Annotated in this window: 17 protein-coding genes, 1 tRNA gene and 1 other RNA gene; 10 read left to right on the top strand and 9 right to left on the bottom strand. The window is 60.2% G+C overall.

What is annotated here, in order from left to right; genetic code table 11:
• The first annotated feature begins 32 nt into the window (after positions 1 to 32).
• Positions 33 to 305 carry a hypothetical protein gene (locus IFJ82_RS15010; RefSeq protein WP_003617379.1) on the top strand — a complete coding sequence of 91 codons (273 nt, stop codon included), beginning with the start codon at positions 33 to 35 and terminating at the stop codon, positions 303 to 305.
• Between the two features lie 335 nt (positions 306 to 640).
• On the opposite strand, the gene rpsI is transcribed toward IFJ82_RS15010, so the two are convergent.
• Together rpsI and rplM are read right to left on the bottom strand one after the other, a co-directional pair.
• On the bottom strand, positions 641 to 1,144 hold the full coding sequence (rpsI, locus tag IFJ82_RS15015) for a 30S ribosomal protein S9 (protein WP_003617378.1): 504 nt from the start codon (positions 1,142 to 1,144) through the stop codon (positions 641 to 643).
• Between the two features lie 5 nt (positions 1,145 to 1,149).
• Complete coding sequence (gene rplM / locus IFJ82_RS15020; protein ID WP_003617376.1) at positions 1,150 to 1,632, bottom strand: 50S ribosomal protein L13; 483 nt, start codon at positions 1,630 to 1,632, stop codon at positions 1,150 to 1,152.
• A gap of 186 nt (positions 1,633 to 1,818) precedes the next feature.
• Between rplM and IFJ82_RS15025 the strand changes: the two genes are divergently transcribed.
• Complete coding sequence (locus tag IFJ82_RS15025; RefSeq protein ID WP_003617372.1) at positions 1,819 to 3,195, top strand: hypothetical protein; 1,377 nt, start codon at positions 1,819 to 1,821, stop codon at positions 3,193 to 3,195.
• A 13-nt stretch (positions 3,196 to 3,208) separates the two neighbouring features.
• Entirely contained in the window at positions 3,209 to 4,084 is an 876-nt protein-coding gene (locus tag IFJ82_RS15030) for an NAD(P)H-binding protein (protein ID WP_192265092.1), read from the top strand.
• Positions 4,085 to 4,272: 188 nt separating this feature from the next.
• On the opposite strand, the gene IFJ82_RS15035 is transcribed toward IFJ82_RS15030, so the two are convergent.
• Together IFJ82_RS15035 and IFJ82_RS15040 are read right to left on the bottom strand one after the other, a co-directional pair.
• Positions 4,273 to 4,348 (bottom strand) — tRNA-His (locus IFJ82_RS15035).
• Positions 4,349 to 4,446: 98 nt separating this feature from the next.
• Positions 4,447 to 5,622, bottom strand: coding sequence for an aminotransferase (locus IFJ82_RS15040; protein ID WP_075632558.1), 1,176 nt, complete (start codon positions 5,620 to 5,622; stop codon positions 4,447 to 4,449).
• A 201-nt stretch (positions 5,623 to 5,823) separates the two neighbouring features.
• Between IFJ82_RS15040 and IFJ82_RS15045 the strand changes: the two genes are divergently transcribed.
• The 6 genes from IFJ82_RS15045 to IFJ82_RS15070 all read left to right on the top strand — a co-directional run bounded on the left by IFJ82_RS15045 (position 5,824) and on the right by IFJ82_RS15070 (position 13,691).
• A complete protein-coding gene (locus tag IFJ82_RS15045; RefSeq protein WP_003617366.1) occupies positions 5,824 to 6,162 on the top strand; it encodes a P-II family nitrogen regulator in 339 nt (112 codons plus the stop codon).
• 127 nt (positions 6,163 to 6,289) lie between these two features.
• The gene (gene glnA, locus IFJ82_RS15050) at positions 6,290 to 7,750 is read left to right on the top strand and encodes a type I glutamate--ammonia ligase (RefSeq protein WP_003617364.1); all 1,461 of its coding nucleotides are present in this window, start codon (positions 6,290 to 6,292) and stop codon (positions 7,748 to 7,750) included.
• An 814-nt stretch (positions 7,751 to 8,564) separates the two neighbouring features.
• Positions 8,565 to 9,587, top strand: a complete 1,023-nt coding sequence (locus tag IFJ82_RS15055) for an NAD(P)H-quinone oxidoreductase (RefSeq protein WP_003617363.1) — start codon at positions 8,565 to 8,567, stop codon at positions 9,585 to 9,587.
• A gap of 20 nt (positions 9,588 to 9,607) precedes the next feature.
• Positions 9,608 to 10,399, top strand: coding sequence for an alpha/beta fold hydrolase (locus IFJ82_RS15060; protein WP_040511335.1), 792 nt, complete (start codon positions 9,608 to 9,610; stop codon positions 10,397 to 10,399).
• Positions 10,400 to 10,555: 156 nt separating this feature from the next.
• On the top strand, positions 10,556 to 11,710 hold the full coding sequence (locus IFJ82_RS15065; protein ID WP_192265093.1) for an energy transducer TonB: 1,155 nt from the start codon (positions 10,556 to 10,558) through the stop codon (positions 11,708 to 11,710).
• Between the two features lie 520 nt (positions 11,711 to 12,230).
• Positions 12,231 to 13,691, top strand: a complete 1,461-nt coding sequence (locus tag IFJ82_RS15070) for an AMP nucleosidase (protein WP_225578708.1) — start codon at positions 12,231 to 12,233, stop codon at positions 13,689 to 13,691.
• A gap of 389 nt (positions 13,692 to 14,080) precedes the next feature.
• On the opposite strand, the gene IFJ82_RS15075 is transcribed toward IFJ82_RS15070, so the two are convergent.
• The 5 genes from IFJ82_RS15075 to IFJ82_RS15095 form a co-directional block, all read right to left on the bottom strand.
• The gene (locus tag IFJ82_RS15075; RefSeq protein ID WP_003617356.1) at positions 14,081 to 14,896 is read right to left on the bottom strand and encodes a TIGR00282 family metallophosphoesterase; all 816 of its coding nucleotides are present in this window, start codon (positions 14,894 to 14,896) and stop codon (positions 14,081 to 14,083) included.
• Positions 14,897 to 14,918: 22 nt separating this feature from the next.
• Positions 14,919 to 15,533, bottom strand: coding sequence for a 5-formyltetrahydrofolate cyclo-ligase (locus IFJ82_RS15080; RefSeq protein WP_192265095.1), 615 nt, complete (start codon positions 15,531 to 15,533; stop codon positions 14,919 to 14,921).
• Positions 15,534 to 15,539: 6 nt separating this feature from the next.
• A non-coding RNA gene (ssrS, locus tag IFJ82_RS15085) (6S RNA) lies at positions 15,540 to 15,699 on the bottom strand.
• 9 nt (positions 15,700 to 15,708) lie between these two features.
• Positions 15,709 to 16,050: a cell division protein ZapA gene (locus IFJ82_RS15090; protein WP_040511332.1), complete on the bottom strand. Its 342-nt coding sequence runs from the start codon at positions 16,048 to 16,050 to the stop codon at positions 15,709 to 15,711.
• Between the two features lie 2 nt (positions 16,051 to 16,052).
• On the bottom strand, positions 16,053 to 16,361 hold the full coding sequence (locus IFJ82_RS15095) for a hypothetical protein (RefSeq protein ID WP_003617351.1): 309 nt from the start codon (positions 16,359 to 16,361) through the stop codon (positions 16,053 to 16,055).
• Positions 16,362 to 16,424: 63 nt separating this feature from the next.
• Between IFJ82_RS15095 and IFJ82_RS15100 the strand changes: the two genes are divergently transcribed.
• The gene (locus tag IFJ82_RS15100) at positions 16,425 to 16,877 is read left to right on the top strand and encodes a hypothetical protein (RefSeq protein WP_062808509.1); all 453 of its coding nucleotides are present in this window, start codon (positions 16,425 to 16,427) and stop codon (positions 16,875 to 16,877) included.
• Positions 16,878 to 17,012: the final 135 nt, after the last annotated feature.

Consider the following 17,012-nt stretch of genomic DNA (forward strand, 5'->3'; position numbering starts at 1 on the left):
ACTCCCCCGCCCCAACCAAGGACCCGAGAGACATGAAACAGCCTGCCCCCCCGGCCATGATCCCCTTTGCTGATGACAGCGCATCCTGCACGCTTGGCGGGATCACAATCGAAAATGGTACCGACAGCATCGCGTTCTATGGGCAGGCGAACCTGACCCGCGACCGTGCGGGGTTGCGCACGGCACAGGACCTGCTGGCATTTCTACAATCGGTTGTGAACTGCCTGGCATCGACGCCGGACCTGCCTGCCGCCATCAAGCCACCTTCGCACAAGGGCGGAAAGGTGGATAACCCGTTCATGTAAGAAGCTGTTCGAAAAATCAGGCTCAATAACATCCTGAAATTACAAATGTTTTTGGTGACGCTTTTTCTAAAGAGCTTCAGAAGACGCCGCCTTTTTGAAAAAAGGCGGCACCCAAAAACTTTTCTTGTTTTTATCAAGGATTTGTTTGCAAACAATCTCTTACCAATGAGTTGTTTTCAAACACTCTTTAAGGGCAGTGGCGGAACAAACACCACGCGCATCATCCCCAAACGCCGAAACGGGGCGGACCATAACTGGCCCACCCCGTTTTCCGAAAATCGCCTGACCCACCGCCTCCCCCAGCCGATGCCGGGGAAAGACGACAGGAAATGCACTCAGCGCTTGCTGAACTGGAAGGAACGACGTGCCTTGGCGCGACCGTACTTCTTGCGTTCGACAACACGCGGATCACGCGTCAGGAAGCCCGCAGCCTTCAGGATGCCACGCAGGGCCGGTTCATAATGCGTCAGCGCACGGCTGATGCCATGACGGACTGCACCCGCCTGACCCGACAGGCCACCACCGGTCACGGTGCAGTAGACGTCGAACTGGTTATAGCGATCGGCAACCAGGAACGGCTGCGTGATCAGCATGCGCAGGACGGGGCGGGCAAAATACGTGCCGACCGGACGTCCGTTGACAATGATGTCACCCTTGCCCGGCTTGATCCACACGCGTGCGGCAGCGTCCTTGCGACGGCCCGTGGCATAGGAACGGCCCTGCGCATCGCGCTTGGCTTCGTAAACCGGTGCAGCGTTCTGCGAGGCTTCGATCTGACCCGACGCGACTGCTCCCTGCAGGTCGGCCAGCGTGCCTGTACGTTCTTGGGTTTCAGACATGGTGATCAGGCCCCGTTCTGGTGGCTGGAGACGGAATTCTTGCGGTTCAGCGCCGCAACGTCGAGAACCTGCGGCTTCTGGCCATCATGCGGATGCTCGCTGCCTGCATAGACATACAGATGCTTCATCTGCGCGCGCTGCAGCGGGCCACGGGTGATCATGCGCTCGACAGCCTTGCGCACGACATGGCCGGGATTCTTGCCCTCAAGGCGCTGGGTGATCGTGCGCTGCTTGATCCCACCCGGATAACCGGTGTGATAATGGAACAGCTTCTGCGCCACCTTGTTGCCAGTCAGGCGAACCTTCTCGGCGTTGATGATGACGATGTTGTCGCCACAATCAACATGCGGGGTGAACTGCGGCTTGTGCTTGCCGCGCAGGCGCTGCGCGACAATGGCGGCCAGCCGGCCCAGGACCAGGCCTTCGGCGTCGATCAGGGTCCAGCCCCGTGTCACCTCGGCAGGTTTCAGGGAAAGTGTGGTCTTCATGGATTCAGTGTTCCGTCTTGATATGAGCGGTAACGGGTGGCGCGTTATCATCGGATGCGATGCGAACGTCAAGAGGACAATGCCATTTTTCCGCACTTTCCCGGAGAAAATCGCCTTGTGGTAATATGATACCACAATATTTGCCACCAGAAGATTGCCCCGCCCCCTGTGAATGATATAGCTGACATGCAAGAGATCACTGTGGACACCGCACTCGTGAAGAAAATATTTCCCGCCTTACCGATGGTTGCACTTGTCCTTGTGGTGGGTGGCTGGGGCCTCCATCACTTTGCCCAGCGCAGGCTGGAGGCCGGCATCGCCGATTTCCGCGCCGCCATCGGACCGGACGCCAGCTTCAGCTATGCCACGGCAAAGCCACGCACCCTTGCACGCGGGGCCCGTTTTACCGCCGTTACCTACCACAATCCCGCCATGACGCTTACCGCCGCGAGCGTGCGGCTCGGCGGGATGAAGGGGAACAATGTACAAGGCGAAAAGATCGGCCGCGTGATCCTGCAGAAGGTGCAGGTCATGGCATGGGGCAACACATTTTCCCTTGATGAAGTGGACCTGTCGGACCTGACGCTGCCCAATGGTGCGCGACCTGCCGGTGACACACCGCAGTCACTGGGCTTCGATTCGCTGGTTCTGGGCGAAGGGGACTTCACCAACCTGCACATTGCCGCCCCTGCGACACAGACGGACATGACGGTTGCCCACATGCGGGTCAGCGATTACGGGCTGGGGCTGGCATCGCACCTTGTCCTTGATCACCTTGCGACGCAGATCAACCTGACCCCCACCCGACGCATCACGGTGGACCACATGCAGCTTGATGGCCCGGATTTCGCCGGACAGGTCGCAAGCCTGACGCAGTCGGGACACCTGATCCATGAAACCCATCCCTATACGCTGACGCTGACGAAAGGCGCGATCGACAGTTCCCACCCCCTGTTGCAGGTGGACAAGCTGGTATCCTCGCGCACCTCTACCGAGGTAGAGGACAAGATGGATACGCGCCTGACCAACCTTGCGGTCTGGTCCACCGGCACCGACAGTTCGTCGCTGCTCAATGCGTTCGGCTATGACCATTTCATGGGGAATGTCCATGTCGTCAGCGCGGGCGACCGCACGGCGGGGCATCTGCGGCTGGAACCCCTGTCGGTGGAGTCGCCGGACATGGGCAACCTGACGGTGATTGCGGAACTGGACCAGATCCCCTTTGACGACATGACGGTCATTCCGGAAACGGCGCGCGTCGTCTCCGCCGCCATCACGTGGGACGACCGTTCGCTTGCCGGGCATGTGATCGAAAGCCTTGCGCGGAGCCGGAACGTGCCGGTGGATGAGTACCGCCGGACGCTGCTGTCCGGTCTGGCCGCGTCGGACGATGCCTCCATGCGCGCACTGGGCCGCTTCTTGCAGTCCCCTGCCGACCATCCGCTGCAACTTGCGCTGCGGCCGATGAAGCCGGTGAACCTGATGATGATCGGCATTGCCATCTCGATGGCCAGCGATCCATCCATCGCCGCCCCGCTGGGGCTGACGATTTCCACACCATAAACGTGCCTGCCTGATGCCCACGCCCCCGGCACCTGATACCCCCGTCCATGTGATCGGGGCATCGGGCCGCTCGGGCCGCGCCCTGTGCGCGGCACTGGTGCGGGCGGGTATCGCCTATGTGCCACTGGTGCGCGATCCCGCACGGTGGCGCGCGACTGGCCTGCCGGGGGTGGCGCGGTGCATCGACCTCACATCCCCTGCCGCCGATATTGCATGCGCACTGCACGATGCCCGGCGCATCGTATCAACCGCGCATGCACGCCATGTCGGGGCCATCCTGGCCGCCGCCCCGCCAGCCGCATCCCTGGTCTGCCTGGGCAGCACACGCATGTTCACACGCTGGCCCGATGCACATGGCATGGGTGTCGCACGGGGGCAGCAGGCGTTGCTGTCTTCCGGCCGTAACGGCGTGATTTTACACCCCACGATGATTTACGGGGCACAGGGCGAAAACAATATCCGCCGCCTGCTGGGGCTGATCCGGCGGCTGCCGGTCCTGCCGCTGCCATCGGGCGGTCGCGCACTGGTGCAACCCATTTTCCAAGATGACGTGACGCGCGCGCTCATGGCCGCGCTGGCGCGCGACTGGCATGGGGGACATGCGCTGGTGATCGCGGGGGGGCAGGCCGTTGCGTACCGCGACCTTGTCGCGCTGGTGGCGCGCCATGCGGGCCTGCGGCGGCGTCCTGTCCTTGGCATACCCGCACCGGTGCTGATGGGAATGTGCCACGTGGCGGCGCGCCTGCCCGGCCTGCCGCATGTCACCCCGGCGGAAATCCGTCGCCTGACAGAGGACAAGGCGTTCGACATCACCCCCATGCGTGCGGCGCTGGGCTTTACACCACGCACCCTGGACGAGGGATTGCGCCAATTTCTTGGCGCATCATGAGGACGCAATATTTTAAGAGAGCGTTTGAAAACAACTCATTGATAAAAAACAGGAAAAGTTTTTCGGTGCCGCCTTTTTTCAAAAAGGCGTCGTCTTCTGAAGCTTTTTGGAAAAAGCTTCACCAAAAACTTTTATGATTTCAGGATGCTATCAAGCCTGAATTTTCAAACAGTCTCTAAGGGAAATGATGGGGCGAATGACGGGGCTCGAACCCGCGACATCCAAGACCACAACCTGGCGCTCTACCAACTGAGCTACATCCGCCGCAACGAGGGGTGATTTAGAGGCTCTGATGCGGCGCGTCAATAACCCTTTTTACGCCATGTTGCGTTTCGGGGGGCGCTGCTCCCCCCGGTTACGCCTCATCCCTGCAATTCCCCCACCCCACGCAGCCGCCGCACGGCTTCGGAGATGACTTCGGGCCGCTTGCAGAACGCAAAGCGCACAAGTGTCCGCGGCCCCGGCGCGCTGTCGGGATCATAAAAGGCGGAAACGGGAATGCCCGTCACGCCCAGCCTGCGCGTCATCGCCTGACAGAAGGCGACATCATCCCCGGCAAAGCCCAGCGGGGCGAAATCAGCAATCACGAAATAGCTGCCATCGCAGGGCAGGACATCGAATCCGGCATCCCGCAGGCCACGGACCAGCATATCGCGCGACCGACGCATGCTTTCAGAGAGCTGGAGGAAATATGCGCCATCCTTTTCCAGCCCGACCGCCACGGCACGTTGCAGGTTCGGCGCAACGGTAAAGGTCAGGAGCTGGTGCGCCTTTGCCACCAATGCCGCAAGCGGGGCGGGCGCGGTCACATACCCGACCTTCCATCCCGTCATGGAAAAACTCTTGCCCGCGCTGCCGATACGGATGGTCCGCGCCTTCATCCCCGGCAGGGACATCAGCGCGACATGACGCACCGGTGCAAAGGTCAGGTGTTCGTACACCTCGTCACACACGGCATAGACATCGTGGCGCGTCATGAGATCGGCAATGAATTCCAGTTCCGCACGCGTAAAGACCTTGCCGGTCGGGTTCATCGGGGTGTTGAGCAAGATGGCCTTGGTACGCGGGCCGACCGCCGCCGCCAGTTCCGCACGCGGCACGGACCAGTCCGGGGGCAGCAGGCGCACGGGGCGCACAACCGCACCCAGCATCCGTAACACCGGCAGATAGGTATCATAAAGCGGTTCGAAGACGACGACCTCGTCACCCGGATTGACCAATGCCATCAGCGATGCGGTGATCGCCTCCGTCGCGCCACATGTCACCACAACCTCGGTCGCGGGATCGACCTCGATTCCACAAAAACGCAGGTTGGCAGACGCCACCGCCGTGCGCAGTTCCGGCACCCCCGCCAGCGGCGGATACTGGTTGCGGCCATCGCGCAGGGCGGCGGCGGCAACATCGACCAGATCCGCCGGCCCCTCGGTATCGGGGAACCCCTGCCCGAGATTGACGGCATCATGTTCAACAGCCAGTGCCGACATGACGGAAAAAATAGTCGTCGGCAACGCCGACAGCATCGCATTTGCGGGTTTCATACCTGCCATCCTGTCCATAATGCGGCAATGACTGACGCCAAGGTTGTGATTTTTGCAATACCATCCGATTGCCTGAAATCCCAACCCGTGCAAACCTGTAGACGAAAAGAACCTGGCACGGCATCTGCGTCCGTTCCCGCAGGAATACGATCCGGTACCGGAATGCCGCCGGTCCGCAAGACTGGAGATTGACGACGCGGCATGAAAAAGATCGAGGCCATCATAAAACCCTTCAAGCTTGATGAGGTGAAGGAAGCCCTTCACGAAATCGGCCTGATGGGGATCACCGTGACCGAAGCCAAGGGTTTCGGCCGGCAGAAAGGTCATACCGAACTGTATCGTGGTGCCGAATACATCGTCGATTTCCTTCCGAAAGTGAAACTGGAAATCGTGTGCTCGAACGATCTGGCGGATCGCGCGATTGATGCCATCATCGCCGCGGCACGCACGGGCCGCATCGGCGATGGCAAGATTTTCGTCTCCCCCGTCGAGGACGTGATCCGTATCCGTACAGGCGAACATGGCGAGGATGCTGTCTGACACGTCCGTGCCGGTGCCGTTATGCGCAACGGCACGGCCCCCTCGACACAGGCATCCCTTTTTCGTAACCGTTTCGGTGTCCGCATCATTTCTTGCGGGACCGTTCACCATAGGCAGGTAGAGAACAATGCCAAAAAAAGCATCGGGTACCCCTTCTTCCCCGACCTCCGACGTTTCGGCTGAAGCAGTCGCCAAGGTCTTCAGCCTGATCAAGGAAAACGCTGTCGAGATGGTGGACCTGCGTTTCACCGATCCGCGCGGCAAGTGGCATCACACCACCCAGTATGTCACCACCATCGAGGAAGATACCTTCCGCGAAGGGTTCATGTTCGACGGTTCGTCCATCGCGGGATGGAAGGCCATCAACGAAAGCGACATGATCCTGCTGCCCGACCCGACGACGGCGGTCATGGACCCGTTCTCGGCCAAGCCGCAACTGATCCTGATCTGCGACATCGTGGAACCCTCCACCGGGCAGTTCTATAACCGCGACCCGCGCGCGACGGCAAAGCTGGCGGAACAGTACCTGAAGTCCACCGGCCTGGGCGATACGGCGTTCTTCGGCCCCGAAGCCGAATTCTTCATCTTCGACAGCGTGCGCTTCGGCACCGGCCCGAACTATGGCAAGTACGAGCTTGAAAGCATCGAAGGCCCCGACGCGTCGCTCAAGGACTATCCCGAAGGCAACATGGGCCACCGCCCGGGTGTCAAGGGCGGGTATTTCCCGGTTGCCCCGGTGGACAGCGAAGGCGACCTGCGCGCCGAAATGCTGACCACGATGGGCGAAATGGGCCTGCCGATCGAAAAGCACCACCACGAAGTCGCACAGTCACAGCATGAGCTGGGCACCAAGTTCGACACGCTGGTCCGTTCGGCCGACTTCATGCAGATCTACAAGTACTGCGTGCATAACGTCGCCCATTCCTATGGCAAGACGGCAACATTCATGCCGAAGCCGATCTATGGCGACAACGGGTCGGGCATGCATGTCCACCAGTCGATCTGGAAAGCAGGCAAGCCGACCTTTGCTGGCAATGGTTATGCCGACCTGTCGGACGAGGCGCTGTACTATATCGGCGGCATCATCAAGCACGCCAAGGCGCTCAATGCGTTCACGAACCCGTCCACCAATTCCTACAAGCGCCTGATCCCCGGCTTCGAAGCCCCCGTGCTTCTGGCCTATTCCGCGCGTAACCGTTCGGCATCGTGCCGCATCCCGTATGCGACCAGCCCGAAGGCCAAGCGCGTCGAGGTCCGCTTCCCCGATCCGACCGCGAATCCCTATCTTGCGTTCGCGGCCATGCTGATGGCGGGCATCGACGGCATCAAGAACAAGATCCATCCGGGCGACGCGATGGACAAGGACCTGTATGACCTCCCCCCCGAGGAACTGAAGCAGATCCCGACTGTTGCCGGTTCGCTGCGTGATGCGCTCAAGGCACTGGAAGAAGACCACGAATTCCTTCTGGCCGGTGGCGTGTTCACCAAGGACCAGATCGAAAGCTATTGCACGATCAAGTGGGAAGAAGTGTTCAAGTTCGAACACACCCCGCACCCGGCCGAGTTCGAGATGTACTACTCGGTCTGATGACCATACGGCGCGCACCTGCCGCGACGTGATGCAAAAGGCGTCGGGATCACACGATCCCGGCGCCTTTTTTCATGCGCACCATTGGGAATCGCTGCGAACCGCTGGATGCGACACTGAGAGAGTGTGTTTGAAAACAAATCCTTGATAAAAAACAGGAAAAGTTTTCGGGTGCCGCCTTTTGATCGAAAAAGGCAGCGTCTTTCTGAAGCTTTTTAGAAAAAGCTTCACCAAAAACCTTTATAATTTCAGTGCGTTATCGCGCCTGACTTTTCAAACAGTCTCTGAGGTTTCCAGATATCGTCTTTGCCACAGCTCGCCTATGTTCGGAAAACCGGTGCTTCTCGAAGCTGTTTGAAAAATATTCACAGAAATTGTATTATTTTCAGTATGTTATCTTAAATAACATCCTGCCCCCTGTTGTCAGGAACAGATCATGGTTCCCAAGGGGCAATATCCTCTGGCGGGTTTCCGGGCAGAGCACTGAGACACACCATCAGCACGCCCTTTGCCGAAGGCCCCATCCTGAACATCGCTGCCCCCTGCCCCCCTGCACGAACCCACCTGCGGACACAGCGTTATGCGTCACACAGAACGACACGGCCAAAGATGGGGGCAGTCACCCTGCACGCGGACATGTCATCGGGCGGGGGCGTGATCGGGGCATAATACCGGCGCACGATATGCTATCCCCCACAGGGATATTCCCCGATGGCTGCCGTGCGGATGCACATCCCTGTTGCGCCCGTTTCAGACCAGGCTGTCACCGGGGTGCGTTTCCTGCCATGCGTACGATACGGACGAAAGGACGACCATGAACCCCACCCTTCCGGTCATGATGCAGGCCGTCACCTATGCCGAACCCGGCCCCCCCGATGTCATGGCAATCAGCGAGGTGCCCACCCCTACGCCCGGCAGGGGCGAAGTGCTGGTGCGTGTCATGGCCGCCGGTGTCAACCGTCCCGACATCATGCAACGCAAGGGGCTGTATCCCCCACCCCCGGGGGCAAGCCCGCTGCTGGGGCTGGAGATTGCGGGCGAAGTCATCGCCCGTGGCCCCGGCATTGCCGATGACGCCTTTCCCGCCATTGGCGCACGCGTCTGTGCCCTGTCCAACGGGGGTGGGTACGCGCAGTACTGCGTGGTGCCAGCCGGACAGTGCCTGCCATGGCCGGTGGGGTTTGATGCACTCCACGCCGCCGCCCTGCCGGAAACATTCTTCACCGTCTGGTCCAACCTGTTCATGACCGCGCATCTGCGCGCAGGCGATCGGGTACTGGTCCATGGCGGCAGCAGTGGCATCGGCACCGTGGCCATACAGCTTGTGCGTCAGATGGGGGGCATTCCCTATGTCACGGCAGGCACAGCGGCAAAGTGCGAATTATGCACCACCATCGGGGCCGAGGCGGCCATAAATTATCATGAGGACGATTTCGTCGCCCGTATCGCTGAACTGACTGACGGGCGTGGGGTGGATATCATCCTTGATATGGTCGGGGGCGCCTATCTTGAACGCAACCTGCGCTGCCTTGCACCGGATGGGCGACTGGTCATCATTGCTTTACAGGGCGGCGCACGGGCGGAAAATGTGGGGCTGGCCCGTATCATGACGCGGCGGCTAGTGGTGACGGGCACGACACTGCGTCCACGCGATACGGCGTATAAGGCGGAAATCGCACGGCAATTGCACCAGCATGCGTGGCCACTTCTGGAAAAAAAGACCATCCGCCCGCTGATCCACGCCACCTTCCCCTTTGCGCAGGTCGTGGATGCCCATAAGCTGATGGAAAATGGAACGCATTCCGGGAAAATCATCCTGAATCTCCAGACCTCTTGAACCAGGACAAGGTAATCGCGGTGCTACTGAATGTGATTGAACGCGGTCCGGAGGAAGCATCGGGACAGGATGCGGGGCGACCGCCGGTCGTTCTGCTGCACGGACTGTTCGGACGGGCACGCAACCTTGGTTTTTTCCAGCGCAGGCTGGCGCGCACGCGCCGCACGCTGGCGATCGACCTGCGCAATCATGGCGAAAGCCCGCACGGGGCGATGGATTACAATACGATGTCGGCCGACCTGCTGGAAACACTGGCCCATCATAATGCGCTGCCCGCGACGCTGGTGGGTCATTCCATGGGGGGCAAGGTCGCGATGACGCTGGCGCTGATGCGGCCGGGAATGGTCCACAGCCTGCTTGTCGCGGATATCCCACCCGCGCGTACCGGCCATGGGCAGTTCGGGCTTGGCGAACAGATGCTGCATGTCGCCTTCCCGCCCTTCCTGAATCGTGCCGGGGCGGACCTGCTGTTGCAGCATTACATTCCCAACGCCGATGTCCGTGCGCTGATGCTGCAAAACATCCGCGTGGGCGAAAACCCGGGCTGGTCTATCGGGCTGCGTGACATCGTGGACTCGATGCCCAATGTCGAAAGCTGGCCCTATATCCCCGAAGGCTACAGCTATCCTGGGCCGACGCTGTTCCTAGCGGGGGAGAATTCGCCCTATATCCGCCCAGAACATTTCATGACGATGCGCAGACTGTTCCCGAATTACCGCCTGGAACTGATTGAGAAAGCCGGACACTGGCTGCATGTCGAAAATCCCGGACGCTTTGCCGAACTGCTCGAAAATTTTGTCGGATCGTATTGAAAAGCCACCAATGGCGCGCGATGTGCGGCATCGCTCTTGACATCGTGACCTGTCCCCGCAGTTATGCTGACAAGCTGGGACAGGTCATGGCACGATAGTGACGGCCACCTGTCGTTGCGACCATGACATCCCCAAGGCGGAGAAACGCGCCCTTTCATGACGGTGACACTCAGTCCTTCTTCCCGGTACCGCCATGCCGTGGAACCCGTACTGATCCCGCGCGGGGACGGATCGGACCGTCCTGCCGCCCCGCCGCCTGCCGCGCCGTCCCGTCCGAACAGCCGCGAAAATGAACGCCTTGAATCGCGTGAGGTCGTCCCGCGTCCGACGGGCTATCGCAACCTTCATCCTGTCACGTCCGGCCTGATCCGCCCCGATACGCTTGAAGAACCGGGGGCGGTCAAGGCCTCGGCCGTATCCGCGATGCTGCATGCGGCCTTGCTGGCGGCGATCATCATCAGCTCAGCCCATCACAACCCGCATGGCGATCCGTCCTCCTCCTCTGAATCCCCACAGGTGGAAATGGTGTTTTCCCCCCCTTCCTCCAGCGGGATGGAGGGGCAATCCTCGCCCGACATGGCGGGGGGTGCGGACGCACCAAAGCAGGAAAGCCAGCACAGCGCATCCGAAAGTGCCACAGCCGCCAAGGACCAGAGCGAGGATTCGTCCCCCGCGCCAAACATCCCGACGCCAGAGACCCCGTCTTCGCCACCGCTGACGCAGGCGCCATCCGACCTGTCCGTGCCCCAGTCGCAGGAGCAAAAGCAGTTCAATCCCGGCATGCAGAGTCCTGGCCATTCCAGCCACCCGGCACCGCAGCCACGCCATCAGTCCGCCAGCAAGTCGCATTCATCGCTGCATTCGCCCATGGACCTATCATTCGCACCATCACCATTGCCACACCGCACCCGCCATGGCCGCGCGGGCGGTTCGGGATCGCCCATCGACCTGTCCGTCGGCCCACTGGTCAGCAACGGAAGGATCAATGCCCCGTACTCCACCAATACGCAGATCCATGGCGTAAGCGACGATTACGCCTCTGAACTTGACCAGTGGATACGCAGCCATATGTACTATCCCGAAGACGCCGCCCGCGCGGGCGAGGAAGGGCCGTCATCGGTGCATGTGGTGCTGGATCGCAATGGGCAGGTGGCGAAAGTACGCCTGACGGGGCAGTCAGGATCGTACTATCTTGATGCCGCAACCACGGGGATGTTCCGCAATGCGCAGCTTCCCCCTGTGCCACCAGATATGTCGGGCGACCATTTCGATATCGACCTGACGATCAATTATATCCTGATTCGCCATTAAGAGACTGTTTGAAAAGTCAGGATAGATAACATACTGAAATTATAAGGGTTTTTGGTGAAGCTTTTTCCAAAAAGCTTCAGAAGACGCCGCCTTTTTCGATCGAAAGGCGACACCCAAAAACTTCTCTTTCTTATCAATGACTTGTTTTCAAACACTCTCTAACCGACTGTTTTCAGCGATAATTTCATCGGGGACGTCTTGAAAGGACAGAACCGGCAACCTGCTGGATTCATGAAATTTCCTGACGACGCTTTATCCCCCCGAATTTCGAAAGACAGCATCTTTTTAAAAAGCACACATCCCAAGAGTTTTTTTCCATTCCTTCCCAACCGGGCATTTCCGAACAGCGTGCCAAAGATAAAAGCCCTTGGTGAAACGGCCCCCAGCACGCCCCCCCCCCTTTCAAAACGGCGATACCCAATAGGGCATGCTCCCCTCCGGCCTGCATGCCTGCGCGTTAGTTGATTGTTTTTTCCGTCCTCTTCATAGTTTCCATAAGATGGAAGGGAAAAACGCCGCCATGACGCCCACGACGATGCGCCTGCTTGACGAAGTCGGAACCGATTTCGAAAGCTTTGACAACGCGGACGCCGCCGTTGCACGGATTACCGAACTGTATGATGCGGCGGCGCAATTGCTGCGCGATGCTTTTGCCGCGCGCGATACCAGCCACCTTGCGCAAGGGGTTTACCCCTATCTCGCCTTTGCGCAGGAAGGGGGGCTGTCGGCCGACATGCCGCGTCCGCCCTTTGATATCGTGCTTGAAAGCGGTTTTTATGGCACGACGCTGACACATCCCCACCTGTACCGCGAGTACTGGCGCGAACAGATCGACATCCTGCTGCGCCATTATCACCAGCCCGTGCTGGTGGGGCGTTCGCGGCGGCCCATCCCCCTGTCCTATGTCATGGAAGATGCCGTGACCTCCCTGACCGAAGGGGACATGGCCTGGCTGCAACAGCATTTCGCGCTGCCCGACCTGTGGATGACGGACGATTCGATCGCCAACTGTGAACAGGTGCCGCGTCCGGGCACACCGCGTCCGCTGGCGCTGTTCACCGCCGAACGCACCGATTATTCTCTGGCCCGGCTGCATCATTATACCGGCACCGCCCCCCGCCATTTCCAGCGTTTCATCCTGCTGACCAATTACCAGCGTTATGTGGACGCCTTTCGCGATTATGGGCACGCACAGGTCGATTCAGGGGGGGAATATGACGCCTTTGTCGAACCCGGCGGCGTCACCCATCACAAGGGCGGCACACCTGACGCCCCCGGTGGCGCAGGCAGCCTGCCGCAGATGCCGGCCTATCACCTGTGTCGCCCGGATGGCGATGGCATCACGCTGGTCAATATCGGGGTCGGGCCGGCCAATGCGAAAACGATTACCGACCATCTGGCCGTACTACGCCCGCATTGCTGGCTGATGGTGGGCCATTGCGCCGGGCTGCGCCGGACACAGCGGTTGGGCGATTATGTGCTGGCGCATGGTTATCTGCGCGATGACAATGTACTGGACGAGGATCTGCCCCCATGGGTGCCCGTCCCCCCCATCGCGGAAGTCCAGATGGCGTTGCAGGACGTGGCCGAACGGGTGACGGGCCTGCATGATGCGGAACTCAAGACCCGGCTGCGCACCGGCACGGTCATGACCACGGACAACCGCAACTGGGAACTCCGGCTCGAAGCACTGTTCACGCGCATCAACATGACACGGGCCATTGCGGTGGACATGGAATCAGCCACCATCGCGGCCAACGGTTTCCGTTTTCGCGTCCCCTATGGCACGCTTTTGTGCGTATCGGACAAACCCCTGCATGGGGAGGTGAAGCTGCGTGGCATGGCCAATGCCTTCTACCGCGAACGCGTGCGTCAGCACCTGATCGTGGGGATCGAAACCATGCGGCAATTGCGCGCGCAGGGCGTCGACCGACTGCATTCGCGCAAGCTGCGTGGCTTTGACGAACCGGCCTTTCGTTAATGGATCCCCGTGCGGTTATCCTGTACCACCTTGGCAGCAATGACGCCGCCCCTTGCGCGCCCTGTCAGGTGGCTGCCTGAAATATGGGGTTCGCAAACGTCTGGACTCATAGAGAGTGTTTGAAAAACAGGAAAAGTTTTTGGGTGCCGCCTTTTGATCGAAAAAGGCGGCGTCTTTCGAAGCTTTTTGGAAAAAGCTTCACCAAAAACTTTTATGATTTCCGTATGTTATCGAGTCTGACTTTTCAAACAGCCTCATAAAGTTTTGGGGTGCATCTTTTGTCGAAAAGGCAACGGCTTTCAAAGCCCCGCGAAAAATCACACCCCAAACTTTTCCATTCCTTAATCGGTATGTTGTTTTCAAACACTCTCTAATATTTTTGTTTCGTATCAGAAATCCGGCATGGTCTGCGCCAGATGACCACCCAACCGCACCGGGGCCATCCGCCGCGCCAGACCGGTGGCGTCGTCGGTTTCCACCATCATGCCCGCGATGCTGGCGTCACCTTCTGCCGGTTGCAGGCGTTCGCCGGGCATCTTACGCACGAAACGTGCGATGGCGGCATCCTTGCCCATGCCGATCACACTGTCATAATCACCGCACATCCCCGCATCGGTCTGAAAGGCCGTGCCCTTGGGAAAGATACGATGGTCGGCCGTGGGCGTATGGGTATGGGTGCCGATCACCAGCGACACGCGACCATCACAGACATGCCCCATGGCCCATTTCTCGCTCGTCGCCTCGGCATGGACATCGACAATGATGGCCTGCACCGTAACACCAAGGCGATGGCGCGACAGAATGTCCGACACGGCACGGAACGGGTCATCCATCGCATCCATGAACTGACGTCCCATGACACTGATGACGAGTGCCTTGTGCCCGTTGACCAGTGGAACGACCACACTGCCCTGTCCCGGCGTGCCGGGGGGATAGTTGGCGGGACGGATGATGCGCGGTTCGGCGTCGATATGGCCGATCATGTCCCGCCGGTCCCAACTATGGTTGCCCAACGTGATGACATCCGCCCCGGCATTGAACAGGTCCTGTCCGATGGCGGGTGACAGGCCGAAGCCATGGCTGGCGTTTTCCCCGTTAACCACCACAAGGTCCAGCGACAGTTCGGCACGCAATCCCGGCAGGCGGCTGATGACCGCTTCGCGCCCGACGCGGCCCACGATATCGCCCAGAAACAGTATCCTCAAAAAACCTGACCTTTTCTTCCATTCAATCCCGCGCCGGTCCATCCACATGACCCGCGATGTACCTGATCCATTCACGATCCGTGACAATGCCCGACAGCGGCACATCATGCACGCCCATGGGGATCTGCGCGACCTCCTGCGCGGCGAGTCCATAACCGATCGCAACCGCATGGGGCAGGCGCGCCAGCGTGCGATCATAATATCCCCCACCATATCCCAGCCGCCCGCCCCGCCGGTCAAAGGCCAGCAGCGGCACAAACACCATGTCGGGCACATAGGCATGGCCATCGGGATGCCTTGTTGCAAACCGGCCATTGCACATCGTCACGCCCGGATGCCAGTGATGAAAGGAAAGAGGCTGCCCCCGAGGCGGCGTAAAGGGCAAAAGCACGCGGTACCCCCGCCCATGCAACACGCCAAACAGCGGACGCAGGTCAAGTTCACCGGGCAAGGGCCAGACCAGCGCGACAGCACTGCCGGGTGACAAGGTATCGACCCGTGCCGCGATCCCCGCCCGCAATGCCTGTTCCTGCGCCATGGTGGGGGATGCACCTTCGCGCATCGCACGGCAGTGCTGGCGCAACCGGGCCTTGGCCCCCGCAAGCGCGGGGGGATCGGTATCGTGCGGTATCGTCATGAGAATTACGGAGCCACCATGACCGTTGGCCTTATCAGCCCTCCCGGACCTGCAGGTGCAGGTGGGTGCCAGGTAACGTGACCACGATCACGACAGTGCCAGCCCCCTTAGGAAGTGCTTATCGGCCCAGGGGTTGATTTTTGCCTGACGCATCCGGCAGCCCCGCACCTGCTATCTAGTCATGTTCGAGGGCGGCTGCAATATTTTCCGCACGTTCCACGAGATGTTCAAGCTGATCGCGACGGCGTTCGTTCTCGATCCTGGCCTGACGTCCCTGCGCAAGCTGGTGGGCGGTATCGGCGGACATCTTTTCCGCCGTCAGGTCATGGATCTCGTCCGCCATCAGCAACGCCGCCAGCGCAAGCAGCCGTCCTTCGCCACTATGCCCACCAATCGCACGGATACGGTCGATTCGACGCTCCACTTCCTGCGCCATGGCCTGCAGGTGCTGTTCCTGCCCCTCTTCACACCCGACGCTGTAGGAATAGCCGTTGATGCGTACTGTGACCTGTCCCATCGTCATTTGCCCTTTATGTCCGCAATCACGGTTGCCGCCCCCCCATCGGACAGCGCGTCGCGCACCCGTGCGATCAGGGCGTCAATATTCGCGGCCAACGCCTGCAGGTCGATCCCCGGATCGGTGGGCTGCGTCGTGGGGGACGGCACGGAACCAGCCGGCGGCCAGGTTCCTTCTTCGCGACATTCAATGGCAAAGGCGATACGCGTCAGCGCCTGTTCCAGCCGGTCGGCGGGATCGCGCGCCCCGTCATGCGCGGATACGGATGCTTCCCGCCCCGCCTGCGTTGTGTCAGTATTGGACACGTTCATCCTTCATAATTTCCTGCCCTGGTCCCTTGCAACAGATCGCCCGGTGACGTCTGAACGTCAAGCATGATCGCTAATCATGACAATTTTGCGTATCCGCGTCATTTCATCGTCATGTCCACGCATGACGAGGCCACGTTGCTGCGCGCCATCCTGAACGAAAGCGACATGCACGCCCCCCTCCCGGCATGCGCGCTACTGTCCCCTCCCGATGCGGGGTGTTTCATGGGGGTGGGATGGTGGCGGGCGCTGACGGCGCACATGCCCGTCCCTGCGTTCCTGGACTGTGGCATGTCGGCGGGGCGCGCGGCCGAAGGGCTGCGTGCGGGACTGGCGGGGGTCATCATCGACCATGCCTGCACCCAGCATATGGCACTCGGCATACTGGCACAGGTGACGGGGGGATGGTGCCTGCGTGGACGGCCGGACGCGCATGTCATCACGGGGGATGACCCGGCGGGGGGCATACGGAACTACCTGCGCCACACCCCGCACAGCCGGTTTCCCCACAAGCCATAAATCGCCAGGATTTTTATAATAGGCTCCTATCAAACGATAAAATCTGGCTCCTGATCTTTTCCCCGGACCGATGGCAGCTTTCGATTCTTTGCCTGAATGTGATTTTCATATCCCGGCCAAGGCGCGCCCAGAAAC

The organism is Novacetimonas hansenii, assembly GCF_014843995.1.
GTDB classification, from domain to species: domain Bacteria; phylum Pseudomonadota; class Alphaproteobacteria; order Acetobacterales; family Acetobacteraceae; genus Novacetimonas; species Novacetimonas hansenii.